Genomic DNA, 23,742 nt, shown 5'->3' on the forward strand with positions numbered 1-23,742 from the left:
CCGGTTGCCGCCTCGTGTCCGGCTGCGCATCCTGCTGGGATGCGCTTCTCCATCAACATCCCCAACTTCGGTGACTTCGCCGACCCCCGAAACGTCGCGACCGTTGCGGCTTCCGCCGAACAAGCCGGCTGGGACGGGCTCTTCGTCTGGGACCATGTACTGCACCGGCGGCACCAGGGGCGTCCCTTCGGAGACCCCTGGATGCTCCTGACCGCAGCCGCGCTGGCGACCTCCCGCATCCGACTGGGCACCCTGTTGACGCCGGTCCCCCGTTACCGTCCGCAGCAACTGGCCCGCCAAGTGGCCACCCTGGACCACCTCAGCAACGGCCGGGTGACCTTCGCCGCGGGCCTGGGCGGGCCGATCGACGACGAATACCGCAGCTTCGGCGACACCGCCGAGCCACATCTCCTCGCCGAGCGGCTGGACGAGGGACTGGAGCTGTTGCGGCGCTTCTGGTCCGGCGAGCCGGTGAACCACCACGGCCGGCACTACGAAGTCCAGGACGTGACGCTGCTGCCCGCCACCGTGCAGCGGCCCGGTCCGCCGGTGTGGATCGGCGGGTTCTGGCCACGTCGCCTGCCCATGCGACGGGCAGCACGGTGGGACGGCGCGGTGCCGCTCTTCGAGACGGCCCGGCACGGGCATGTGCCCGATGTGGCGGAGGTACGGGACCTGATCGGCTACGTACGCGAGCACCGCACGCCCGATGCCGAGCGTCCCTTCGAGTTCGTGCTCGGCGGTGCCACGCCCCCGGACGCAGCGAAGGCCAAGGACGTGATCGGTCCGCTGCACGACGCCGGCGCCACGTGGTGGGACGAGCGACAGGTCCAGACCGGCCCCGACCTGGACCGCCTCACTCCGGTGCTGCGCCGCATCGAGGCGGGGCCGCCGGTGGTCTGATCAGCCAACCAGACGTGCTCCGGTTGACGGCGGGCAGCCGTCGTCGCAGGTCTTCAAGAACTGCATCCTGCGCATAGAGGGGTCCGAGGCTCGCCTCCGCTACTGACCCAGCGGTCGACGCGTCGCTCGAAGCGGACTCGGAGCCGTTTGGGCAGGTGCAGAACAAGCGTGATCCACAAGACACAAGGAAGTGAACTGCATGGGGCTCGACTACAGCTACGAGATCATCGTGCCTGCCCAGAACCTCGCCCGGGCACTGACCGAACTCACCGACCTGGCGGCGCGCACCTATCGAGTGCCGCCGCTTACGGTCACCCTGCCCGGCGGTGACCAGCTCGTCGTCCCCTTCACGTCCAACTTCAAGAGCGAGGCGGTCGATTGCTCCACAGGCAGCATGCTTGAACTCGACACCTCAATCATGTTCGCCGTCGACGACGCGGTGCGCGAGTTCTGCCAGGTCCCTGATCCGAAACTCGACGAACTCGGCAGGGTTGCGATCGGCTACATCTACCTCACGGTCCGGTTTGCACCCGCGCTGCACCCTGGCTACTCGTCGCTGCAGTTCACCGCTGCCACTTCGGGGATGAGCCGGTTGTTCGAGCGGTCCGCAAGCATCAGAGCGGTGTTCAACAACCTCACCGCCGCCAGTGGCGGAGTGTGCTGCCTGCTCGACACCGAGAGCGACACCTTCCAAATTTGCTGGCTCAACGGCCACACGATCCAGGAGACGGTCCCTGGCCCCCGCTTCGCCGGCTTCCGCGACCTTGTCTCAGCCTGGCCCGACCAGGAGCAGTGAGGCGGCCGGAGCAAGCTCCGTTGCGCCCGGGCACTCTTTGCCGCGCCCTGGCATGTCGTGACACCTACTTGAAGAAGCCCTGCTTCACCAGACGACAGACCGGAGCAAAGAGCGCGGACCGGCCTCGACCGCCTCACCTTCCACGCCCAACGACGAACCGGACAAAGAAACGCGGCCGCGAGCGGGGAGCAGCGGCGATCACCCGGGCGCGGATTGAGACAACGCCACGCGGACTGCGTATCGCCTCACAAGGAAGCCGTCAGCCAACGCTCGCGGCCCGGCTTCCCCACACGTAACTACGACCCAACGCTCCCCCAAACACCGGCCAGTTCAGCGAATCGATCGGGTCCGGCACGGAATCCCACGGAGGTTGGTCGAGGAGGGCTATTCGTGGAAGTCAACGACGCCGAACCGCTGCGAGCCCCCGCCTGGGGGCGTGACCCCGCGCACGAGATCCAGAACTCCTTTCAGGCGGTTCTGGACGGTCTGGATGCCGCACGCGCCGACCTGTACGCGATGACGGAAGGCAGCAGGGTTGAAAGCCCGCCGCGGTCCTTCGAGCACCCTGACGCAGCGGCCGGACACGGCAGCTCCATCCCCCTCACCCCGTCCGCCTCGTCGCCTCCGTACCCACGTACACAGGGCGTGGGACCTCGAATCGAACTGGTTCCTGTCCGCCCGCAAGGCCTCCCACCGTTCGTCACGAACCCACCGGGATCCGGTCGCGCGCGACTGGCCCCGCGGGAGGCCGTGGTCGAACCGTTGTGGTCACGCGGCATGCGACCCAAGGCAGTTCGCCCATCACAGGCAGCAGAGCCGCCTACCCCAAGCGGCGCGGGCCCGGCGCAGGCCGAGCCGTCGGCCGCCTTCCCACCTCCCGCCCCTCTGTGGGATCGCGCGGGCCGAAGGACCGACTCACCTGCGGACATCCCCCGCCCGGCCAGCCACCAGAGCCCGGCCTCCCCCACGGACCGCCCCGCCGCCTTACCCTCCCCGACGCCACCACGCCCGGTGCCCACGCCCACGCAGACAGGGAGCCGACAACATCGGCGCTTCACCCACCGGCGCCACACCCGTGCCGCCGGAGTCTTCGGACTGGGCGCAGTGAGCGGATTGTTCCTCGCCTCATCGCTGCTCAGCAACGGGCACCCCACACCGACGGTGCCGCCCGCGTCCTTGGGGCAACCGGACCAGCCCACTCCCGGCGACACCCCTCTCCCCGAGATCCCGGGCACCGGGCTACTGCGCGAGGGCGACAGCGGCCATGGGGTGTACGAGTTGCAGGTACGTCTGCTCCAGATCCCGCACATCTACGACGGTGGTGCCATCAGCGGACACTTCGACACACAAGTCCGGCAGGCCGTGGCCCGGTTCCAGGAGCAGTACGGCGTACGAGGGGACGAGACCGGCGTCTACGGGGACAACACCCGCTACGCCCTCATGCTGCGCACGAAGTAGTCCCCGAGAGCCATGCAGCGCACGAGTCACCCGCGCCTGCCGGTCGTCCGCGTTCATGGCCGCCGCGGGCCTCCGCTCTGGCACCCCCGATCAGGAAGGCAGGGTCCAGTTCTGGTTGGCCGCTCCGGTGCACGACCAGATTTGGAGCCAGGTGCCGTTGGCCGAACTGGGCCCGGTGGCGTCAAGGCACTTGCCCGACTGAGGGTTGAGCAGGGATCCGTTCGCCCCCGGCCGCCAGACCTGCGAGCCAGTCCCGTTGCAGTCGTAGAGCTGCACCTTGGTGCCGTTGGCGGTGCCGCCGCCGGTCACGTCCATGCACTTGCCGAGGGCGGTGAGCGTACTGGTGCCCACGGTCCAGTTCTGCGCGTTGGTGCCGTTGCAGTCGTAGAGTTGGACCGCCGTGCCGTTGGCCGGGTTGGCGTCGGCGACGTCCACGCACTTGCCGCCATATCCGTGGATCGGGCCGGTGGGGGTGTCGGGTGGGGTGACCGGGCCGGACTGATTTGCCGCCCACTTGATCTCCTGCATCAGGAGCTGGTTCTGCTGGGCGCTTGCGAACGTCGACGACAGTGTCGTGTTGGTCGAGTAGTCCATCGCGTTGTGGCCGAAGTTGTTGTAGACCATCCGGTAGCTGCGGTTGGTCCACACGATCGGGTAGTAGCCGCTGTACCACGTCTGGTTGGGGTCGGTGCCGATCGGGAACGTGGACGGAGCCATCGACGCCAGGATGTCGATGTCAGGGTTCTGCCGCAGGTCGTTCTGCCAGCTGTACCACTCGCTGACCGATGACGTGATGGTGGTCGGCAGGCCCGCGGTCGCCGCATGGACGGGGTCTTCTATTTTCAGCGTTTCCGCCGTCGGTCCCCAGGAGTTGCTGCGGAACGTTCCAGTGCCCAGGAAAGTGTTGTGGTACCAGGGCCAGTCGCTCGTGTCGTCGTTGTACGCCCAGACGTGGAAGCCGACGAAGCCGCCGCCGTTCGTCACGTACGTCTGGAAGGCGGACTGCTGCGCGCGGGTGTGCGGATAGTCGTCGAGGAACATCACGACCTGGTAGTTGGCCAGGTTCGCGGGGGTGAGCTGGTTCCAGTCCGTGGTCGAGGTGTAGGTGAACCCGTTCTGGACCCCGGCCTGGGGGAACCACGTGTTGGCCTCATGGTCGAAGCTGATGTGCGCTGCGTCGAAGTTGCCGTTGTAGAAGGCGAGCACCTTGAAGGGGGTTGCAGCGTGGGCGTTTTGTGCGGGTCCTCCCTGGACGCCGAGCACCACGGCGAACAGTGCGAGCAGTCTCAGCAGCGAGCGGAGCCGGGAAACTTCCGTACGGGAACTGACCATGCGAGGGCCTTCCTCGTGCGCGACCGTGGGGAGGACGTGCCTTTGCGTGCGCCGCATTCACGAGCCTAGATGGTGTTCATGACAATGACACTTGGTCTGAACCAAGTTCCTCACATGCCCGAGGCCGCCGCGTGCGCCACGCGTCATCGGCTGCACGCGAGCAGCGCGGCCCAGAACGGTGCGTCGGACGTGTGGCAGGCCGGATACCGCGGAGTCGACGTCAAGGTCGCCATCCTCGACACCGGTGTGGATGAGACGCATCCCGACCTGGCCGGGCGGATCGCCGCGGCCGGGGGCAAGTACAAAGGGTGTCGCGTCCGCCGCGCAGCTGCCGGTCGGCAGAGTCCTCGGCAACGACGGCTTCGGCAGCGAGTCCCAGGTGATCGCCGGCATGGAGTGGGCCGAGTCGCAGGGGGCCAAGCCCGTCAACATGAGCCTGGGCTCCGAGGAGCCCACCGACAGACGTGCGACCCCGCACGTGGCGGGCGCCGCCGACGTGCTGGCCCAGCGCCACCCGGACCGGACCGGTACGTAGCTGAAGGACGTGCCGATCAGTACGGCCCGCACCGTGTCCGTCCAGCAGGTCACGGAACAGGTCGGCGGCCAGATCGACGGGCGCGCCGCGGCTCTGGGCCAGGCCACCGCCACCGGCACCCTCGCCCTCGGCCCGTTCGCGGTCGACTCCGCCGCCCGACCACCCCGACCGTGCCCGTGGGCGAAGTGCTGCGGCTGCGGATTCCCGAGTTCACCGACTCGCAGTCCGGACACTGGTCGCGGGCCGTGCAGGGCGACGGCGGCGGCAGTCGCCACCGCCATCACCTGGTCCGTCGCGTCGGCCCGGACGGACACGGCCACGCCGTTGTCGCTGCGCCAGCTGGACCACCAGGTGCCGGTCGACGCGCACAACACGCTGCGTGCGGGGCGCACGCACACCATCGGTGTCCACGTCCGCGCCCAGGCCGGCCGTCCCCCTGCGCGGAGTGACCGTCCGTGTCGAGGCCCCTACGAGGACGGGCGCACCTGGCGCACGGCTCAGGTGCCCGACCGCAGCCCCAACGGCTTCCTGGCCAGGGCGGCCGGGCCGTCACAGGCGGCCGCCTGCGCCTGGGGGCGCGGCCTGCCGTGTGCACCCCTTGCTCCTTCCCTCTCATGTAGTACGGTATTCAACCGTTGAAGCCGAGGATCCGGGGAGGGCGTCCGTGGTGCTGGAGGTCGCCGGGGTCTCGCACGAGGAGGAGGCCGTCTACCGGCTGCTCGTCACGTCCGGCCAGGCCACCGCGGAGGACCTGGCCCAGCGTGCCGACCTGCCCCACGCGGACGCCGCGCGGATTCTCGACGCACTGGCCTCCAAGGGCCTGGCAAGCCATACGGACGGCATACCCCGGGTGTTCCGGGCCGCTCCCCCGGACGTGGCACTGCTGCCCCGGCTCAAGCGCAGCGCCGACGCGCTGGAACTGGCCCGGTTCGAGGCCAGCCGTCTGATCGAGTCCTACCGGGACACGATGCGCAGGCACGACGCCGGCCAATTGCTTGAGGTCATCACCGGGGCGGAGGCCCTGCGTCAGCATCTGAGGCAGATCCAGGCCGGCGTGCAGGACGAGATGCTCTGGTTCTGCAAGGCCCAGTACGTGGCCATGCCGTCGGGCAGCAACGCCGAGGAGTTCCAGGCGCTGGCCCGAGGCGTTCGCTACCGGGTGCTCTACGAGAAGGCGTTCTTCGACGACGAAGGCGCCGTGGACAACGTGGTGGCGGGCGTGCACGCCGGGGAAGTCGCCCGGGCCGTGCCGCACCTGCCGCTGCGCCTCGCGATCGCCGACCGCTCCGTCGCCGTCTTCCCCCTCGTGGCCGGTGGGCCGCACGGCAGCCCGGAGCAGCCCACCACCGCACTCGTCAGGGACAGCAATCTGCTCGCGGCCCTGATCGCCCTGTTCGAGCGCTACTGGGAGGACGCCGTCCCCCTGGACGTCGACGGCGCCGGCACCATCTCGGGGACGGACGGAGCGGGGCCGTCCGATGCCCTTTCCCCCACCGACCGCAAGCTGCTGTCCCTGCTGGTGGCCGGAGTCGCCGACAAGGCGATCGCGTCACAGATGCAGCTGAGCCGACGAACCGTCCAGCGCCGCATCCAGGGCATGATGGAGCACGCCGGCGCGGCGACCCGCATGCAACTCGCCTGGCAGGCCGCACGCCGCGGGTGGCTCTGAGCCGACCCGCCACCCAGGACCTGTCCGGCCGATCACGGTCGGGGCGGTCAGGCATGATGCCTGGGTGAGCATCATCGTCGAGTTCTTCGTGGCTCCGGATGACGCGTCAGCGGCATTGGCTCTTCAGACCGGCCCGCGACGCGCATTCAAGTCACTCTCCGTCGGCAACTTCGATCCCGAAGACGCTGTGGTCGAGTGGGAGTGCCGTCTTGCCGGCGGCAGCTTCGAGGAACTCCTCGAAGCCGACGAGCCGCGTCTTGTTGCCGGCCAGGACGACGATGGGTGCGTCGTCTTCGCGATCTCGCCTCGGCTGTCTGCCGCACTCGCCGACGCCGATCGGTCCGAGTTGAAGGACGCGGCTGTCTCGTGGGTCGCTCAGCGCGCGGAGGACGGCGAGGTCATCGACACGGAGATCGCCGAAGCGATCCTGAGTGATCTGGCCGCTCTCGTCGGCAGCGCCCGTCGCCAGGGCCAGGGCGTTTACTGCTGGGTCGCGTAGGGGTTCACGTTCAGGGGCAGATCGCGGCAGACGCCGCGGTGGCGGTGCCGAGGAAGGCGTAGCCGCGCTTGTCGTAGCGAAGGGCGACGGCCCGGGACTGTTTCAGGCGGTTGACCGCACGTTCGACCGTGCTGCGCTTCTTGTGGCCGGGCACACCGGTGACCCGGATTCCTGCCGCGACCCCGTTCCGGCGGTGGCGCGGTTTCTTCTGGCACAGGTGCGCCATGGCGCAGGTGCGCCATCCACAGCCCATTGCTGGAGGGGGAGGCTGCCTCCATGATCCAAACCACCTCCCGTTCTTCCATCATTTTGGGGGCTCTCCTTGCCCAAAAAGCCCGTCTACAGACGAGGGTTGTCGGCCGCCACCGTGGTCGCCGCCCTGTGCCTCGGGACCGTATCGGCCACAGCCGCCGCGCCCGCGGACCCCGTCACGTCCGTGGCTGCCGGAACCGCACAGCGCTCACCCGGCGGCGGCCTCCACACCGTCACGCTGATCACCGGCGACAAAGTGACCATGGGTACCACCGCCGACGGCACCGTGGTCCGGTCGTTCAAAGCCGCGAACGGCGCGACTTCAGGCTTTCACCGCGCCGTCATCGACGGTGCGACGTACGTGTATCCGGACGCCGTCCTGCCCTATGTCAGCGCCGGAAAGCTGGACAAACAGCTGTTCAACGTCACCGGGCTGATCGCCGGGGGCTACGACGACGCTCATGCCTCACGGCTGCCGCTCATCGTGAACTACACCGACGCCGCCGCCAAGTTCCGGACCCGGCCGAAGGTGGCTGGTTCGAGCGTCGTCCGCCGACTGGACAGCATCCAGGGTGCCGCCCTCGCGCAGAGCCGCAAGCAGGCCCCGGCGTTCTGGTCCGCGCTGACCCGCGGCCCCGGCGCGACAGCCCGCTCGGCGTCGACGCCGGCGTTCGCGGGCGGTATCGCCAAGGTCTGGCTCGACGCCAAGGTGAAGGCCGATCTGGCCGACTCGACCGCCCAGATCGGCGCGCCGCAGGTCTGGGCGGAGGGGAACACCGGCAAGGGCGTCAAGGTCGCGGTGCTCGACACCGGCGTGGACGCCGAACACCCGGACCTGGCCGGGCAGATCGACACCAGCACCAGCTTCGTCCCCTACGAGGACGACGTCGCCGACTACAACGGTCACGGCACCCACGTGGCCTCGACGATCGCGGGGACCGGCAGCGCCTCCGACGGCAAGGAGCGCGGCGTCGCCTCCGGTGCCCAGCTGGCCGTCGGCAAGGTGCTGGACTCCGAAGGCAGGGGCCAGGAGTCCTGGATCATCGCGGGCATGGAGTGGGCAGCCCGGGACCAGCACGCCAAGATCATCAGCATGAGCCTGGGTGGCGGCGGCGACGCCACCGACCCCATGAGCCAGACCGTCGACCGCCTCAGCCACGACACCGGTGCGCTGTTCGTCGTCGCGGCGGGCAACGGCGGCCCGCACGCCATCAGCAGCCCGGGCGCCGCGGACTCCGCGCTGACCGTCGGGGCCGTCGACGGGCAGGACCAACTGGCCGACTTCTCCAGCCAGGGCCCGCGTGACGGCGACTTCGGGCTGAAGCCCGAACTCACCGCACCCGGCGTCGACATCGTCGCGGCACGCTCGCACTACAGGCGGGGTGCCGGCTACTACACCACGATGAGCGGCACATCGATGGCCACGCCGCACGTCGCGGGCGCCGCCGCGCTGCTGGCCTGCGAGCACCCCGACTGGACCGGCTCGCAGCTGAAGGAAGCACTGGTCAGCAGCGTCAAGGCGACCCCGTCGTACACGCCGTACCAGGCGGGCGCCGGTCGGCTGGACGCGTCAGCGGCGGTGCACGCCACGGTCTTCGCCACCGCGAGCGCCTACTCCGGCTTCCACACCTGGCCCCCGAAATCGGCAGAGACCGACGTCCAGAAGGTGACGTACACCAACGTCGGTGACGCCCCGGTCAGCCTCCGCCTGGCGGTCGACGGCACCGTACCGGCAGGGCTGTTCACCCTCTCCGACGACCGGATCACCGTCCCCGCGCACGGCACCACCTCGCTCGACCTGACCGCGCACCTGGACCTTCTGCCGGCCGATCAGCCGGTCAGTGCCATGGTGACCGGTACGGACAGCGACGGAAAGGTGCGAGCCCGGACCCTGATCGGCGGCGCGAGGGAGGGTCAGCGGCAGAACCTGACCGTCGTCGCGAAGGACCGGTCCGGCCGGCCGCTGTCCGGCAGGGTCGTCCTCACCGCCGAGCACCTCTTCACGGTCATGGACCTCGACGAGTCCGGCACCGGCACGACGCGGCTGCCGGTCGGCGACTACAGCGGATGGCTCATCTCCGACGTGGAGGGGGCCAACGGGCCGCACTCACGGGGCATGGCCCTGCTCGCCTTCAACGACGTGCACCTGGACCAGGACCGCACCGTTACCCTGGACGGACGCAAGACCCGGCAGATCCTGGCACACGCACCGAAGCAGACCACCGCGGTCGCACCGCGCCTGGACGTGCACCGGTCGTTCACCGACAGCCTGGTCGAGACCTCCATGCTGCCCAACGAGTCCTACGACAGCATCTGGGCGCTGCCGACCGGCAAGAAGGTCACCGTCGGCGAGTTCGAGTTCGGTGCCCGCTTCCGCCTCGAACAGCCGGCGCTGACCGTGGACACGGCGTCGAAGAGTTATGCCGACCCACTGGTCAAGCGCGCGGCCAAGCCACTGCCGGCCGGCACCCGGACGCTCACCGCGGTCTACGCCGGCAACGGCACCGCACAGGAGTTCGCCGGCCAGGACGTGCGCGGCAAGGCCGTGGTCGTCGAGGGCAGCAGGACGGCCGGTATCAAGGCACAGGCGGAGGCCGCCGCGGCCTCGGGCGCCCGGCTGCTCCTGGTCGTCAACACCGGCACCGGCCGGCTGCAGCCCTGGGACGAGACTCCCTGGAGTCCCCAGAGCCCGGCCCCGCTGACCGTGGCGACCCTCAATGCCGATCAGGGCGCCGACCTGATCGGCGCGCTCCGGCACGGATCCGTCAGGCTGAAGGTCACCTCGCACCCCACCACCGACTACCTCTACGACGTGGTGCACCACTGGTCCGGCGCGGTCCCGGCGGACCCGACCTGGCGGGAGGAGCACAAGGGGCTCGGCAAGGTGGACGTCTCGTTCCGCAACTACCGGCCGGGCAAGGCGTTGGAGTTCCGCGCCGACGTCTGGCGGGGCTGGGCCGTCGGCAACCAGGTCACCGCTCCCGCCCAGGGCGAGCGGACCGACTGGGTCACCTCCGGCGCCGCCTGGCTGGACGACGCCTTCATCCAGGGCGAGACCGGACAGCACTCCATCGACGTCCTCCACTACCCGGCGCGCAAGACCGGCAAGGTCAGCTGGTTCGGACCGATCCAACGACCCCGGATGGGCCCCATGGGCTACCAGCCGGTGCGCTACCTCGACACCATGTACATCACAGCCCCCGGCTGGGGCGACTCCGGGGCAGGACACGTGGGCGAAGCCAACGCCAACTTCGACGTCAAGGACTGGATGGCGCTCTACCAGGGCGACCAGCAGCTCGACTGGGGCAACGCCGAGTGGCTGCAGGTCCCCGCACTCGCCCCGGGACGTCTGCCGTACCGGCTGACGGTGGACAACGACCGGGGAACCTGGGCCAACCCCTACTCGACGCACACCCTGACCGAGTGGAACTTCACCTCCGCGGCCACCGGGACCGAGTCGGTCGAGTCCCTTCCGCTGATCCAGCTCGACTACGGTGTGGACACCGACACGGCCGGCCGAGCCGATCGGCGTGCCGAGCTGACGGTGACCGCCTCGCACCTGCCCGGCACCACCGCCACCATCGGGACACCCTCCCTGGAGGTCTCCTACGACGACGGCAGCACCTGGCACGCGAGCGACCTGACTCGCACCGGTGACGGATGGCGGACCGCCCTGAACGCGCCGGAATCGGCGGACTTCGCCACCCTCCGGGTCACCGCCCGGGACGACGCCGGGAACACCGTCACCCAGACGATCACCCGGGCCTTCGGACTGCGGTGACATCAACGAAGGGATGATCAACCGGGCGGGGCTCAGTCGACGGCCCCGCCCGGCCACCGTGCCCGCCGCCTTCATGGCTATGGAATGGGCCTGTGTGGGTCGGCCCTAAACGGTCCGGCAGTACCGCCCCCTGACGCCGCGTCAACCGGCACGGCAGCTCTCACGAGTGACGGACGCGAGCCAGCCCCACCGCCCATTCCGCTTGCCGGTCGGCTGCGGGCTCGTTCCCCGCAGCCGAAAAAGGGACTCCCCGAGAAGCGCCATGGCTTCTCGGGGAGGACAGGCGGCCGTAGGCCGGTCCCTCAGGCAGGGAGCGGCCATCCGGCCCGGGCGCTCCCCGGCGTCAGGTTCCGGGGTGCGGTCCGGGCCGACGGAGGGCCGCCTGTCGGCTCACGGCCCCTGGTATACCCGCTGTTACGACTTGAAGCGGGTACACCAGAAGCGGACACCTGGCATCCACGCAACCGATAGGGGCACGCAGAGGCAGCCGGTGCTACTTGGTGAGGGCGGCCAGCTTGGGGTCGCTCGCGTAGGCCTCCGCCGCGTTCTGCTTGGTCACGATGACCGGCGGGAGGAGGTAGGCGGGGACGACCTTGGTGCCGTTGTTGTACGACTTGGTGTCGTTGATCTCCGGCTTGGCGCCCTTCTGCAGCGACTTGACCATGTTCACGGTCTCGGCGACGAGCTTGCGGGTGTCCTTGTTGATGGTCGAGTACTGCTCACCGGCCATGATCGACTTGACCGACTCGACCTCGGAGTCCTGACCGGTGACGACCGGGACGGGCTTGCCGGCACCCTTCACCGACGTGATGATCGCGCGGGCGAGGGTGTCGTTCGGCGACAGGACGCCGTCGAGCTTCTTGGCGCCGTGGTAGGTCGAGGTCAGCAGCGAGTCCATGCGCTGCTGCGCGTTCTCGGCCTTCCAGCCCTGGATCGCGGTCTGCTTGATGTCCTTCTGACCCGATCCGACAACGATGTCACCCTTGTCGATCAAGGGCTTGAGCACGCTCATCGCGCCGTCGAAGAAGACCTTGGAGTTGTTGTCGTCCGGCGAGCCGGAGAACAGCTCGACCGTCCAAGGGCCCTTCGGCTTCTTCGCCTTCATGCCGTCGAGGAGGGCCTGTCCCTGCAGCTGGCCGACCTTGAAGTTGTCGAACGCCACGTAGTAGTCGACGTCGGGCGTGTTGGTGATGAGCCGGTCGTACGCGATGACGGTCGCGCCGGCCTGCCTGGCCTGGGCCACCTGGGTGGAGAGCTGCGAGGCGTCGGTCGCGCCGATGACGATGACCTTCGCGCCCTTGGTGACCATGGAGGAGATCTGGGCCTGCTGGTCGGCGACGGCGGTCGAGGCGCCCGCGTACTGAACGTCGGCCTTGAAGCCCGCCTGCTTGAGGCCGTTGGTGAACAGGTCTCCGGCGAGCACCCAGTTCTCCGAGGTCTTCGCCGGCAGCGCGACACCGATGAGGGCGTCCTTGTCGAAGCCCTTGGCGTCGCCGCCGCTGCTGGTCGGCCCCTCGCGGTCGTTGGAGCATGCGGTGCCCAGGGCGAGCAGTGCGACGGCGCCGACTGCGGCGATGCCTCTGGTGATCATTCTGCGCATGGTGAGATGGGCCTTTCTTGCCGTGGTGCTGGAATGTCGAGCGCCGTGGAGTGCGGCGCTGTGGGTGGTGAGTTGACGGCCGTCCCGCGAGGGGAGTTTTCGGTCAGCCGGCGACCGGGGCCTTGTCGGGGTCGGAGGCGGGAGCCTGTTGGTCGGCCGCGTCGGCCGGCTGTTCCTGCCGGAAGGGACGCATCAGCGTTCCGATGATCGAGAAGCGACCCTGCCGCTTGCTGTAGACGTCGAACGCGACGGCGAGGAGGAGGACCAGGCCCTTGATGATCTGAACCATGTCGGAGCCGACGCCTTCGAGCTGCAGACCGTTGTTGAGCAGAGCCATGACGAGGCCGCCGACGATCGAGCCGCTGATGGTGCCGAGGCCGCCGGAGACCGCCGCGCCGCCGATGAAGACGGCTGCGATCGCGTCGAGTTCCCAGCTCAGACCGTCCTGCGGTCCGGAAGCGGCGGAGCGCGCGACGAAGATCATGCCGGCCAGGGCCGCCAGGACCGACATGTTCATCATGACCATGAAGTTGACCCGCTTCAGCTTCACACCCGACAGCTCGGCCGCGCGGGCGTTGCCGCCGACGGCGTAGATGTGCCGCCCGCCGATGGTGTTGCGGGTGTAGTACGAGTACGCGAGCACCAGGACGATCAGGATGATGCCCGAGATCGGCAGGCTGGTGCCGATGCGGCCGCCGGCGAAGCGCAGCGTCGCGAACACGATGACGCCCAGCATCACGGCCAGTCGGAGCACAGTGATCCACACGGGGGCGACGTCGGCGTTCATCTCGCGCCGGGTCTGCCGCGCCTTCCACTCGCGCCACACCATGCCGGCGCAGGCCGCCAGGCCGAGCAGCAGGGTCAGGTTGTTGTATCCGGTGTCGGGTCCCACCTCGGGCAGGAAGCCGGCACCGATCTTGCGGAAGCCCGCGGGGACCGGCACGGTGTCGGCGTTGCCGATGTACTGGTTGCCGCCGCGGAACAGCATCATGCCGGCCAGGGTCACGATGAACGCCGGGACCCCCACGTAGGCGACCCAGAATCCCTGCCAGGCGCCGATCACCGCGCCGACGACCAGGCCCAGCAGGATGCCCACCGGCCAGGGGAGTGAGTGTTCCTGCATCGCCTTGGCCACCACGATGCCGGTGAACGCCGCGACGGAGCCGACCGAGAGGTCGATGTGTCCGGCGACGATCACCATCAGCATGCCGACGGCCAGGATCAGGATGTAGGAGTACTGGCTGACGACCGCGATGAGGTTGCCGGAGGTCAGCGTCAGGCCTCCGGTCCAGATCTGGAACAGCAGGACGATCGCCACCAGGGTGAAGATCATGCCGAACTGGCGGGCGTTGGAGGTCGTGCCCCCGAAGAGGTTCTTCTGCAGGTCTTTTATTCGGCTCATGAGGTCGGGCTCTTCTTCGTAGCGGTCATCTGCTTCATGAGGAGTTCCGGGTCGGCGTCGCGCCGGGCGACCTCGCCGGTGATGGTGCCCTCGAACACCGTGTAGATGCGGTCGCACAGGCCGATGAGCTCCGGCAGCTCCGAGGAGATGACGATGACGCCCTTCCCCTGGCGGACGAGCCGTTGGATGATCCCGTAGATCTCGTACTTGGCGCCCACGTCGATGCCGCGGGTCGGCTCGTCCAGGATCAGCAGGTCCGGGTCGGTGAACATCCACTTCGCCAGAACGACCTTCTGCTGGTTGCCGCCGGAGAGCTTCACGACGCCCTCGTCGACGCTGGGGGTCTTGATCCTGAGGCTGTCGCGGTACTCCTCGGCGATGCGGTGCTCGCTCACCGGATCGATGACCCCGCGCTTGGCGATCTTCGGCAGTTTGGCGGCGACCATCGAGGTCTTGATGTCGTCCAGCAGGTTCAGCCCGATCGACTTGCGGTCCTCGCTGACGTAGGCGAGGCCGTGCCGGATGGCGGCCGACACCGACTTCAGCTGGATCTCCTTGCCGTCCTTGTGGACCCGTCCGGAGAGGTAGGTGCCGTAGGAGCGGCCGAACAGGCTCATCGCCAGTTCCGTGCGACCCGCGCCCATGAGGCCGGCGAACCCGACGATCTCGCCGCGCCGCACGTCGAAGGACGAGCCTTTGCACACCAGCCGCTCGTCGGAGTTCGGGTGGCGCACCGTCCAGTCGTGGACCTCGAAGAAGACCTCGCCGATGTCGGGCGTGTGGTCGGGGAACCGGCTGCTGAGTTCACGGCCGACCATGCCGCGGACGATTCGGTCCTCATTGACGCCGTCGGCCTTGACGTCGAGGCTCTCGATGGTGCGTCCGTCACGCAGGATCGTGATGGTGTCGGCGACCGCTTCGATCTCGTTCAGCTTGTGCGAGATGATGATCGAGGTGATGCCGCGCTCCCGGAAGCCGCGCAACAGATCGAGCAGGTGGCGGGAGTCGTCCTCGTTCAGAGCCGCGGTCGGCTCGTCGAGGATGAGCAGCTTCACGTCCTTGGAGAACGCCTTGGCGATCTCCACGAGCTGCTGCTTGCCGACGCCGATGTCCTTGATCAGGGTGTCGGGGTCCTCCCGGAGCCCGACCTGCTCCAGCAGTTCCAGGGCCCGCAGCTGGGCGGCCTTCCAGTCGATCGCGCCCCGCCTGCGCGGCTCGTTCCCGAGGAAGATGTTCTCGGTGATCGACATGCCCGGCACCAGGGCCAGTTCCTGATGGATGATGACGATCCCGGCCTGCTCGCTGGCCCGGATGTCCTGGAACCGGACCTCGTCGCCCCGGTAGAGGATGTCACCCGCGTAACTCCCGTACGGGTGCACACCGCTGAGCACCTTCATCAAGGTGGACTTGCCGGCGCCGTTCTCCCCGCAGATCGCGTGGATCTCGCCCTCCCGCACGACCAGGTTGACGTCGGCGAGCGCCTTGACCCCGGGAAAGGTCTTCGTGATCGACCGCATCTCCAGCAGGGTCGGGGCCTGCGTCATGAGCGGGTCTCCGTACTGCTGAGACCGTCGCGACGGCCGGGCCCCGAGGCCTCGGGGATGTGGCATTTCGTGGACATCAGCCTGCCTCCGATGGCACTGCACGCAGCGCAGTGCCTCCATGTCCGTCCTGTTACGTCTGCGTGCCGGGACATTAAATCCATTTGTTTTACTAGGTCAATGGCTCGTGACGATATGGTTATCCGTAGCGACAGAGAGGACCGCAGGTGCGGCAGGCAGGAACCAACCTCCCCAAGGTCGGGCGCTACAACCGGGCGGTCGTCCTGGACCAGATCCAGCTCGCCGACGGCATCAGCAGGATCGAGATCGCCCAGCTGACCGGCCTCACCCCGCAGACGGTTTCGGGCATCGTGCGCCGGCTGCTCGACGAGGGCATCGTGCGGGAGGACGGCGCCAGCCGGGTCGCCAGCGGAGGGAAGCCCCGCACCACACTGCGGCTCAACGCCGACGCGGGCAGCGCCGTCGGGCTCCACTTCGACCCTGTCGAACTCACCTGCGCCGTCGTCGACCTCACGGGCCGGCCCCTGGTCGTCAAGAAGCGCCCCACACCGGCCGCCACGGACCCCTCCCACGTCGTGACCGCCATGGCCGAGCTCGTCGCCGACGTGCTGGCCGAAGCGGATGTGCCGCACAGCAGGATCCTCGGACTGGGGCTGGCCGCCCCAGGGCCGATCGACCAGGAGCTGGGCATGATCGTCACTCCGCCCCAGCTCGCACACTGGACTCGTGTGCCCCTGCAAAGCATGCTCAGTGACGCCACCGGACTGCCGGTCACACTCGACAACGACGCCACCGCGGCCGCGATCGGCGAGCGCTGGTCCGGCGCGGGCAAAGGCGTGGCGAACTTCGCCTACTTCTTCTTCGGTACCGGCATCGGCGGCGGCCTCATCCTCAACCACCAGGTCTACAGGGGCGGTTCGCTCAATGCCGGAGAGTTCGGCCACTCCAGCGTGCTGCCCGACGGACCCGAGTGCTACTGCGGCAACAGGGGCTGCTTGGAACGGCTCGTCAACCCCTCGGCGATCGTCGCCGAAGTACACCGTCGGCTCGCCGCCGACTCGGGCGACAGCAGTGTGCTGTCGCAATCGTTCGCCAAAGATCCCGCCTCGGTCGACCACGCCACGATCCGGCTGGCCGCGGCGGCCGGAGATCCCGTGGCAACCGCGGTCATCGACGAAGCCGCGGAACACGTCGCCTCGGTCGCGGTCAGCATCGCCAACTTCATCGACGTCGACCTGATCGTGCTCGGCGGCCACGGCATACAGCACGTGGAATCCCGGTACGTCGACATCGTCGCCGCCGCACTGGCCACCCGACCGCTGGCCCGGAGCATCCGGGTCGTCCAGGTCGAGGCGTCCCCACTCGGAACCGACGGTGCCGTCGTCGGCAGCGCCGCACTCGTCCTGCACGCCGCGTACTCACCGCAGCTGTCGGCACTTCTCGCACACTGAGTCGAGTACGAAGCCGACTCGCGCACCGACCTCACCAGGTTGCCGAACTGCTCCTCAGCGCCGTCCTTACCCCGCATACGGCAGCGGCGACGAACCCACACTGGGCCGGCCCGCCGCCGGCCGTCGGCTACTGGCGTCACACCATGTTGAAGCCCCGCCAGGGGGCGCCTGGCGGGACTCCACATTGTCGCAGCGACTACGCGACCCCTCTCGATCCAGCCGCGTAGCGTGCCCGGAGCGCTGCCGCGAGACCGGAGGTCTCCTCGACGCTGTCATCGAAGGTCACCTCCCATGAACCGCTGTCAATCGCCGCGAAGACCACGAGACATCCTCCGAAGTCATCCACAGCAAATCTCTCTGGTGACAGATAGCTATGGTCCTCGGCTGCCACGAGGAGAAGATCGAAGCACTGTCGGACGCCGACTGCGAACTCCTGCAGCTGCCCCCACGACATGGTGTAACCCTCTGGCGAGGCAAGCACTTTGACCCTGAACTCTTCAAACCCGAGACCAGCAGGGACGTCCCCGACTCCGTCGAAATCCAGGATGCTCCACACCCAGTCGTTGTCCGGAACCAGGGCAATTGAAGTTCCCGAGGCGGACGCCGGCCAGAGACCGGGAGTCATGTCCGAGGAAGGGCAGGACAGGATCCGGGGGCGCAGGCCGCTCTGTGTGCCGGCTGGGCAGGCTCCAAAGTCACCCCTGAGTGTCTCCCCCGTATTCCTCCCCGCCGGGCAGCCCCACCGGACGTCGGCCCTTGGGCTGTTGCGGCTCGGGGCGAGCGGGTACGGGTGGGAGCGGGCGGTCCACCGGGGCGTCGGTGGATACAGTCAGGGGCTCCCCGTGGTGCACCAGCTCCAACGGCTCGCCTTCCACCAGGACATAGCGCGCATGGGCCGGGCCGATGTCCACCCTCAGGCGGCGCCCGCGCACCGTCACCGTGAACGCCACCCGGGACAGCGCCTCGGGCAGGCGTGGCGCGAAGCCCAACCGGTCCAGCTCCCTGTTCTCCCCGACGTGCCGGCGCATGCCGCCGAAGCCGCAGACCAGCGCGATCCACGTGCCGGCGAGCGAGGCGATGTGCAGTCCGTCGCGGGTGTTGTGCTCCAGGTCCTCCAGGTCCATCAGCGCAGCCTCGCCGAGGTACGCGTAGGCCAGCCGCAGATGCCCGGTCTCGGCGGCCAGGGCCGCCTGGCAGCACGCCGAAAGGGAGGAGTCGCGGACGGTGAACGCCTCGTAGTAGGCGAAGTTGCGTGCCTTCTGCTGGTCGGTGAAATCGTTCGGGCACACCATCATCGCGAGCACCACGTCGGCCTGCTTCACCACCTGTTTGCGGTACAGGTCGAAGTAGGGGTAGTGCAGGAGCAGCGGGTAGTTCTCGGGCGGGGTCGCGTCGAAGTCCCAGTGCTGGAAGCGGGTGAATCCGGCCGACTGTTCGTGGACGCCCAGGGCTTCGTCGTACGGCATCGCCATACGGCTCGCGGCGTCCCGCCAGGCAGCCGTCTCCTCGTCGTCGACGCCGAGTCCCTCGGCCCGGTCGGGGTGGCGCGTGGCCGCGTCCGCCGCGGCAAGCAGGTTCTGCCGGGCCATCAGGTTGGTGTAGAGGTTGTCCCGGGCGATGGCGCTGTACTCGTCCGGTCCGGTGACCCCGTCGATGTGGAAGACGCCTTCCGCGTCGTGGTGACCGAGGGAGCGCCACAGGCGGGCGGTCTCCATCAGGAGTTCCAGCCCCTCGGCGCGCTCGAATTCCTCGTCGCCGGTCGCCGTGACGTACCGGTCCGCGGCGATGGCGATGTCGGCGTTCACGTGGAAGGCCGCCGTTCCGGCCGGCCAGTAGGCGGAACATTCGGCTCCGTTGATGGTCCGCCAAGGAAAGGTCGCGCCCGCGAGCCCCAGCTGACGCGCCCGGTCCCGAGCCGCCGGCAGGGTCCGGTGTCGCCACCTCAGTGCCGGGGCGACGGTCTGTGGGGCGGTGTACGTGAGCACCGGCAGCACGTAGGACTCGGTGTCCCAGAAGGAATGCCCGTCGTACCCGGTTCCGGTCAGTCCCTTCGCCGGGATCGCCCGCTCCTCCCCGCGGGCGGCCGCCTGGAGCACGTGGAACAGGGCGAACCGCACCGCCTGCTGGATCTGCGCGTCCCCCTCCACCTCGACGTCCGCGCCGGCCCAGAACTCGTCCAGGTAGGCCCGCTGTTGGGCGACCAGTCCGTCCCAGCCGGCGCTGACGGCGGCCGCCACCGCTCCGTCGACCTGGTCGTGCACCGCAGGCAGCGAGCGCTGCCCGGACCACCCGTAGGCGACGAACTTGACCAGCCGCAGCCGCTGTCCGGGGGCCAGATCCGCGGTCACCGTCAGGCGGCTGACGTCCGGCTCGCTCTGCGCCGTCCACCGTGTGCCCTTGGGCCCTTCGATGAGATGGTCGGCCGCCGCTCCCACGCGCAGTACGCTGCGCTCGGTGCAATGCACGAGCCGCAGCCGGGTGTCCTGGGCGAAGTGTTCCTCAGCCGTCAGCGGTGACCGGGTCACCGCGGCGACGCGCGGGTCTCCCTCGGTGTGCGGCAGTTGCTCGTTGGCGACGAGTTCGGACTGCACGGCCACGGTCACCGGGCCGTCGGTCGGCTCGACCTCGTACATGACCGCGGCCACCGCCCGTTGGGTGAAGGACACCAGACGCTGCGAGGTGATGCGGACCGTGCGGCCGCCGGGCGTGGTCCACCGCGCGGTTCGGCTGAGCACACCGGAGCGGAAGTCCAGGACCCGCTCGTGCTCCAGCAGTCGGCCGTAGCGCAGATCGCACGGGTGGTCGTCGACCTGCAGCCGGATGATCTTGCCGTCGGTGACGTTGATCATCGTCTCGCCGGTCTCGGGATAGCCGTAGCCCGCTTCCGCGTACGGTAGTGGGTTCCGCTCGTAGACGCCGTTGAGGTAGGCGCCGGGCAGTCCGTGGGGCTCGCCCTCGTCGAGGTTCCCGCGCCACCCGATGTGCCCGTTGGACAGGGCGAACACCGACTCGCTCTGGGCGAGCACCTCCAGGTTCAGCTCGGTCTCTCGCAGGCACCACGGCTCGACCGTGAAACTGGGATGGGTGATCACGACGACTCCAGAAGTTCGGCCAGGTCCCGTACGACCACGTCCGCCCCGTGCGCCCTCAGCTGCTCCGCCTGGCCAACCCGGTCCACCCCCACCACCACACCGAAGGCTCCGGCCCGCCCCGCCTCCACACCGGCCAGGGCGTCCTCGAACACTGCGGCCGCGCCCGGCTCTACGCCCAGGACCCGGGCCGCTTCCAGGTAGGTGTCCGGGGCGGGTTTCCCGCGCAGGTCGCGTTCGTGCGCGACCACACCGTCGATCCGTTCCTCGAACATGTCCTCGATGCCGGCCGCCACCAGGACGTCCCGGCAGTTCGCGCTGGACGACACCACCGCGCGCCGCAGACCGGCATCCCGCGCCGCGGTGACGAACCTGACCGAGCCCTCGTACGGCTCCACCCCCTCCTCACGGATCCGGCGCAGCACCAGGTCGTTCTTGCGTGTGCCCAGCCCGTTCACGGTCTCCGCCTGCGGTGGGTCGTCCGGCGATCCCTCGGGCAGACGCACCCCGCGTGCGGCGAGAAAGGTGCGGACCCCGTCCTCGCGGGGCCGCCCGTCCACGTATTCGTCGTAGTCGACGACGGCGGCGAAGGGAACGAACGGGGTTCCCTCGCGTGCCGCGCGCTCGCGGAGATAGCCGTCGAACATCTCCTTCCAGGCCGCCGCGTGCACCTTGGCGGTCTGGGTGAGTACCCCGTCGAGGTCGAACAGGCAGGCACGTACGTGATCAGGAAGCCCGAGCATGCCGTCGAGGCTAGGAGTGTCTTCCGGGCCGCGGTACGCAGACACCGTCCGCCGCGCCGGAAGGAACCCACTCGGTGGACGCAGAGGCGGAGAGCGCACCAACGCGGCCGCGTGAGTGGATCCGAGCCCCTGTGCTCACTGGTCGGCCGGCAGACTCCACCGGTACGGCTCGATGAGCTGGTGGATCCGGTCGGGCCCCCAGGAGCCGGGCGCGTAGGGCTCGACGGGCGGTGGCTTCTCCAGCAGGGGTGTGGCCGCCTCCCAGAGCCGTTCGATGCCGTCCGAGCGCGTGAACAGGGACTGGTCCCCCAGCATGGCGTCCAGGATCAGCCGTTCGTAGCCCTCCAGAGCGTGCACCTCGTTGTAGGAGCCGGCGTACTGGAAGACCATCTCGGCGTTCTCCAGCCGCATCGCGGGTCCGGGTTCCTTGGTGAGGAACCGGGCCGTGATGCTTCCCGGATCGTCGAAGTCGATCACTATTTCGTTACTGCGCAGGCGGGATCCGTGGCTGACGTCCATGGGGAACATCCGAAGCGCCGGCTCACGGAAGCCCAGGGTGACCACATGCCGGCCCTGGCCGAGGGACTTGCCGGACCGCAGGAAGAAGGGCACGCCGGCCCATCGCCAGTTGTCCAGCTCGACGCGCAGGGCCACGAAGGTCTCGGTGTCCGACTGCGGGTCCACTCCCGGCTCGTCGCGGTAGCCCGTGTACTGGCCGCGCACGACGTGGGCCGGGTCCACCGGCCGCAGGGACTGGAAGACCTTCTCCTTCTCGGCCCGCAGCGCGTGGGCCTCCAGCGAGGTCGGGGGTTCCATCGCCACGAACCCCATGAGCTGGAAGAGATGAGTGACGATCATGTCCCGGAAGGTGCCGGTCCCTTCGAAGAAGCGGGCCCGGCCCTCGATACTGATCTTCTCCGGTACGTCGATCTGCACATGGGTGATGTGGTCCCGGTTCCAGATGGGCTCGAAAAGACCATTGCCGAACCTCAGGGCGAGGATGTTGTCCACCGACTCCTTGCCCAGGAAATGGTCGATACGGAAGATCCTGGACTCGTCGAACACGGCGTGGATCGTGGCGTTCAGGGCCTGGGCCGACGGCAGGTCGGTGCCGAACGGCTTCTCCACGATGACCCGGGCGTCCTCCGCGAGCCCTGTGTCGCCGAGCAGTTGGACGACGGAGGGGAAGGCGACCGGGGGCACCGCCAGGTGGGCGAGCAGGCGCGCCCGGCCTCCGAGCGCCCGCTGCGCCTCCCGTACGGCGGTCAGCAGCGGCTGCGGATCCTCCGGGTCCGCGGCGCCGAAACTGAGTGATTCTTCGAACGCCTGCCACGCCTTGCCCTCCGGTTTCGACCGGCCGAACTCGGCGACCGCCTCGCGAGCGTGGGTGCGGAACTCCTCGTCGCTGAGGGCGCAGGAGGCGGGCGACGATCCCACCACGCGGTAGTTCTCCGGCATCAGACCGGCGTGAGCCAGGTGGAACAGTCCTGGCAGCAGTTTGCGACGGACCAGGTCACCGGTCGCGCCGAAGAGCACGATCACATGGTCGTCCGGGCGAGGGGCCGAAGACGCGGACGGGGTCGAGGGCGAAGTCGAGGTCGGAGTCTGTTGCGCCACGGTTCAGTTCGCCTTCTCGGCGTGCCCGCCGAACTCGCCGCGCATGGCCGAGAGCAGTTTGTCGGTGAACTCGCCAAGGCCGCGCGAGGCATAGCGCTGGTAGAGGGCGGTGGTGATCACCGGTGCGGGCACGCTCTCGTCGACCGCCGCCAGCACCGTCCAGCGGCCCTCCCCGGAATCGGAGACCCGGCCGGCGAATCCGTCGAGCTCCGGCGACCGGGCCAACGCGTCGGCGACCAGGTCGACCAGCCAGGAGCCGACCACCGAGCCGCGCCGCCACACCTCGGCGACCTCGGCGACGTCGATCTCGTAGGAGTAGGCCTCGGGGTCGCGCAGCGGGGCGGTCTCGGCGTCGACCGTACGGTTGTGCAGTCCCACGTCGGCGTGCTTGATGACGCTCAGGCCTTCGGCGATGGCGGCCATCATCCCGTACTCCACGCCGTTGTGGACCATCTTCACGAAGTGGCCGGCACCACTGGGCCCGCAGTGCAGATAGCCGTCGGGGGCGGTGCCGGTCGTGGCGGTCCGGCCGGGGGTGGGCTCGGCACTGCCGGCGCCCGGGGCGATCGTGCGCAGCAGGGGGTCGAGGCGCTGGACGGCGTCCGTCTCTCCGCCGACCATCAGGCAGTACCCGCGCTCCAGGCCCCAGATGCCCCCGGAGGTGCCGCAGTCCACGTAGTGCACACCGAGCGGCGCGAGTTGCCGGGAGCGGGTGATGTCGTCCCGGTAGTAGGAGTTGCCGCCGTCGATCACGATGTCGTCGCGGATGAGCAGGTCGGCCAGTTCATCGACCGTGCGCTGCACCACGCCCGCGGGCAGCATCAGCCAGATGTTCCGCGGCCGGCTGAGCTTGCCGACGAGGTCCTGAAGGGAGGATGCCGCGGTGGCGCCCTCCTGCTCCAGCTCCTTCACGGCGGCGGCGTCGAGGTCGTACACCACGCAGGTGTGTCCGTCGCGCATGAGCCGGCGCACCAGGTTGGCGCCCATGCGTCCGAGTCCGACCATGCCGAGTTGCATGGGGGTGTGGGTGGTCATGGTCTGCCTTCCCGTTGC

The 23,742-nt window shown here is 68.9% G+C and carries 17 protein-coding genes and 1 pseudogene; 8 read left to right on the top strand and 10 right to left on the bottom strand.

Annotation, left to right across the window (positions count from 1 at the left end; all coding sequences use genetic code 11):
* Positions 1-39 precede the first annotated feature (39 nt).
* The 3 genes from ACWGKT_RS28110 to ACWGKT_RS28120 all read left to right on the top strand — a co-directional run bounded on the left by ACWGKT_RS28110 (position 40) and on the right by ACWGKT_RS28120 (position 3,157).
* Positions 40-903 (top strand): LLM class flavin-dependent oxidoreductase, encoded by an 864-nt coding sequence (locus tag ACWGKT_RS28110; RefSeq protein WP_356149318.1) that lies wholly within the window; start codon positions 40-42, stop codon positions 901-903.
* A gap of 199 nt (positions 904-1,102) precedes the next feature.
* Positions 1,103-1,699 carry a hypothetical protein gene (locus ACWGKT_RS28115; protein WP_453275906.1) on the top strand — a complete coding sequence of 199 codons (597 nt, stop codon included), beginning with the start codon at positions 1,103-1,105 and terminating at the stop codon, positions 1,697-1,699.
* A gap of 1,104 nt (positions 1,700-2,803) precedes the next feature.
* Positions 2,804-3,157: a peptidoglycan-binding domain-containing protein gene (locus ACWGKT_RS28120; RefSeq protein ID WP_453275907.1), complete on the top strand. Its 354-nt coding sequence runs from the start codon at positions 2,804-2,806 to the stop codon at positions 3,155-3,157.
* Between the two features lie 90 nt (positions 3,158-3,247).
* Here the strand turns inward: ACWGKT_RS28120 and ACWGKT_RS28125 are convergent, their stop codons facing one another.
* Positions 3,248-4,489 (bottom strand): ThuA domain-containing protein, encoded by a 1,242-nt coding sequence (locus tag ACWGKT_RS28125; protein ID WP_453275908.1) that lies wholly within the window; start codon positions 4,487-4,489, stop codon positions 3,248-3,250.
* Between the two features lie 162 nt (positions 4,490-4,651).
* On the opposite strand from ACWGKT_RS28125, the pseudogene ACWGKT_RS28130 reads away from it, so the two are divergent.
* The 3 genes and pseudogenes from ACWGKT_RS28130 to ACWGKT_RS28140 all read left to right on the top strand — a co-directional run.
* Positions 4,652-4,940, top strand: a pseudogene (locus tag ACWGKT_RS28130) (S8 family serine peptidase); the annotation flags it as partial.
* 748 nt (positions 4,941-5,688) lie between these two features.
* On the top strand, positions 5,689-6,693 hold the full coding sequence (locus ACWGKT_RS28135) for a helix-turn-helix domain-containing protein (protein WP_453275909.1): 1,005 nt from the start codon (positions 5,689-5,691) through the stop codon (positions 6,691-6,693).
* Between the two features lie 64 nt (positions 6,694-6,757).
* Entirely contained in the window at positions 6,758-7,192 is a 435-nt protein-coding gene (locus ACWGKT_RS28140) for a hypothetical protein (RefSeq protein ID WP_453275910.1), read from the top strand.
* A 10-nt stretch (positions 7,193-7,202) separates the two neighbouring features.
* Here the strand turns inward: ACWGKT_RS28140 and ACWGKT_RS28145 are convergent, their stop codons facing one another.
* The gene (locus ACWGKT_RS28145) at positions 7,203-7,418 is read right to left on the bottom strand and encodes a hypothetical protein (RefSeq protein ID WP_453275911.1); all 216 of its coding nucleotides are present in this window, start codon (positions 7,416-7,418) and stop codon (positions 7,203-7,205) included.
* Between the two features lie 210 nt (positions 7,419-7,628).
* On the opposite strand from ACWGKT_RS28145, the gene ACWGKT_RS28150 reads away from it, so the two are divergent.
* Entirely contained in the window at positions 7,629-11,225 is a 3,597-nt protein-coding gene (locus ACWGKT_RS28150; RefSeq protein ID WP_453275912.1) for a S8 family serine peptidase, read from the top strand.
* A gap of 493 nt (positions 11,226-11,718) precedes the next feature.
* On the opposite strand, the gene ACWGKT_RS28155 is transcribed toward ACWGKT_RS28150, so the two are convergent.
* From ACWGKT_RS28155 to mmsA, 3 genes are all read right to left on the bottom strand, one after another.
* The gene (locus tag ACWGKT_RS28155) at positions 11,719-12,816 is read right to left on the bottom strand and encodes a substrate-binding domain-containing protein (protein ID WP_453275913.1); all 1,098 of its coding nucleotides are present in this window, start codon (positions 12,814-12,816) and stop codon (positions 11,719-11,721) included.
* Between the two features lie 112 nt (positions 12,817-12,928).
* Positions 12,929-14,227 (bottom strand): multiple monosaccharide ABC transporter permease, encoded by a 1,299-nt coding sequence (mmsB, locus tag ACWGKT_RS28160; RefSeq protein WP_453275914.1) that lies wholly within the window; start codon positions 14,225-14,227, stop codon positions 12,929-12,931.
* Positions 14,224-15,771: a multiple monosaccharide ABC transporter ATP-binding protein gene (mmsA, locus tag ACWGKT_RS28165; RefSeq protein ID WP_453275915.1), complete on the bottom strand. Its 1,548-nt coding sequence runs from the start codon at positions 15,769-15,771 to the stop codon at positions 14,224-14,226. The genes mmsB and mmsA overlap by 4 nt, the downstream gene beginning before the upstream one ends.
* 224 nt (positions 15,772-15,995) lie before the next feature.
* Here mmsA and ACWGKT_RS28170 point away from each other — a divergent pair, with 224 nt between their 5' ends.
* Positions 15,996-17,240 carry an ROK family transcriptional regulator gene (locus ACWGKT_RS28170; protein WP_453275916.1) on the top strand — a complete coding sequence of 415 codons (1,245 nt, stop codon included), beginning with the start codon at positions 15,996-15,998 and terminating at the stop codon, positions 17,238-17,240.
* Positions 17,241-17,436: 196 nt separating this feature from the next.
* Here ACWGKT_RS28170 and ACWGKT_RS28175 read toward each other — a convergent pair whose 3' ends face one another.
* The 5 genes from ACWGKT_RS28175 to gnd form a co-directional block, all read right to left on the bottom strand.
* Entirely contained in the window at positions 17,437-17,796 is a 360-nt protein-coding gene (locus ACWGKT_RS28175; protein ID WP_453275917.1) for a hypothetical protein, read from the bottom strand.
* Between the two features lie 139 nt (positions 17,797-17,935).
* Positions 17,936-20,332 carry a glycoside hydrolase family 65 protein gene (locus tag ACWGKT_RS28180; protein WP_453275918.1) on the bottom strand — a complete coding sequence of 799 codons (2,397 nt, stop codon included), beginning with the start codon at positions 20,330-20,332 and terminating at the stop codon, positions 17,936-17,938.
* Positions 20,329-21,072, bottom strand: a complete 744-nt coding sequence (locus ACWGKT_RS28185) for an HAD family hydrolase (RefSeq protein WP_453275919.1) — start codon at positions 21,070-21,072, stop codon at positions 20,329-20,331. Before ACWGKT_RS28185 ends, ACWGKT_RS28180 begins: the two co-directional genes overlap by 4 nt.
* A 135-nt stretch (positions 21,073-21,207) precedes the next feature.
* Entirely contained in the window at positions 21,208-22,611 is a 1,404-nt protein-coding gene (gene zwf / locus ACWGKT_RS28190; protein ID WP_453275948.1) for a glucose-6-phosphate dehydrogenase, read from the bottom strand.
* 81 nt (positions 22,612-22,692) lie between these two features.
* Entirely contained in the window at positions 22,693-23,724 is a 1,032-nt protein-coding gene (gene gnd, locus ACWGKT_RS28195; RefSeq protein ID WP_453275920.1) for a phosphogluconate dehydrogenase (NAD(+)-dependent, decarboxylating), read from the bottom strand.
* Positions 23,725-23,742 lie beyond the last annotated feature (18 nt).

This window comes from Streptomyces sp. NPDC054794 (assembly GCF_053611585.1).

What these genes read in the sequence shown, in the direction of transcription:
- ACWGKT_RS28110 (WP_356149318.1), top strand. Translation starts at nt 40, where the DNA reads ATGCGCTTCTCCATCAACATCCCCAACTTCGGTGACTTCGCCGACCCC.
- ACWGKT_RS28115 (WP_453275906.1), top strand. Translation starts at nt 1,103, where the DNA reads ATGGGGCTCGACTACAGCTACGAGATCATCGTGCCTGCCCAGAACCTC.
- ACWGKT_RS28125 (WP_453275908.1), bottom strand. Translation starts at nt 4,489, where the DNA reads ATGGTCAGTTCCCGTACGGAAGTTTCCCGGCTCCGCTCGCTGCTGAGA.
- ACWGKT_RS28145 (WP_453275911.1), bottom strand. Translation starts at nt 7,418, where the DNA reads ATGGCGCACCTGTGCCAGAAGAAACCGCGCCACCGCCGGAACGGGGTC.
- ACWGKT_RS28155 (WP_453275913.1), bottom strand. Translation starts at nt 12,816, where the DNA reads ATGATCACCAGAGGCATCGCCGCAGTCGGCGCCGTCGCACTGCTCGCC.
- mmsB (WP_453275914.1), bottom strand. Translation starts at nt 14,227, where the DNA reads ATGAGCCGAATAAAAGACCTGCAGAAGAACCTCTTCGGGGGCACGACC.
- mmsA (WP_453275915.1), bottom strand. Translation starts at nt 15,771, where the DNA reads ATGACGCAGGCCCCGACCCTGCTGGAGATGCGGTCGATCACGAAGACC.
- ACWGKT_RS28185 (WP_453275919.1), bottom strand. Translation starts at nt 21,072, where the DNA reads ATGCTCGGGCTTCCTGATCACGTACGTGCCTGCCTGTTCGACCTCGAC.
- gnd (WP_453275920.1), bottom strand. Translation starts at nt 23,724, where the DNA reads ATGACCACCCACACCCCCATGCAACTCGGCATGGTCGGACTCGGACGC.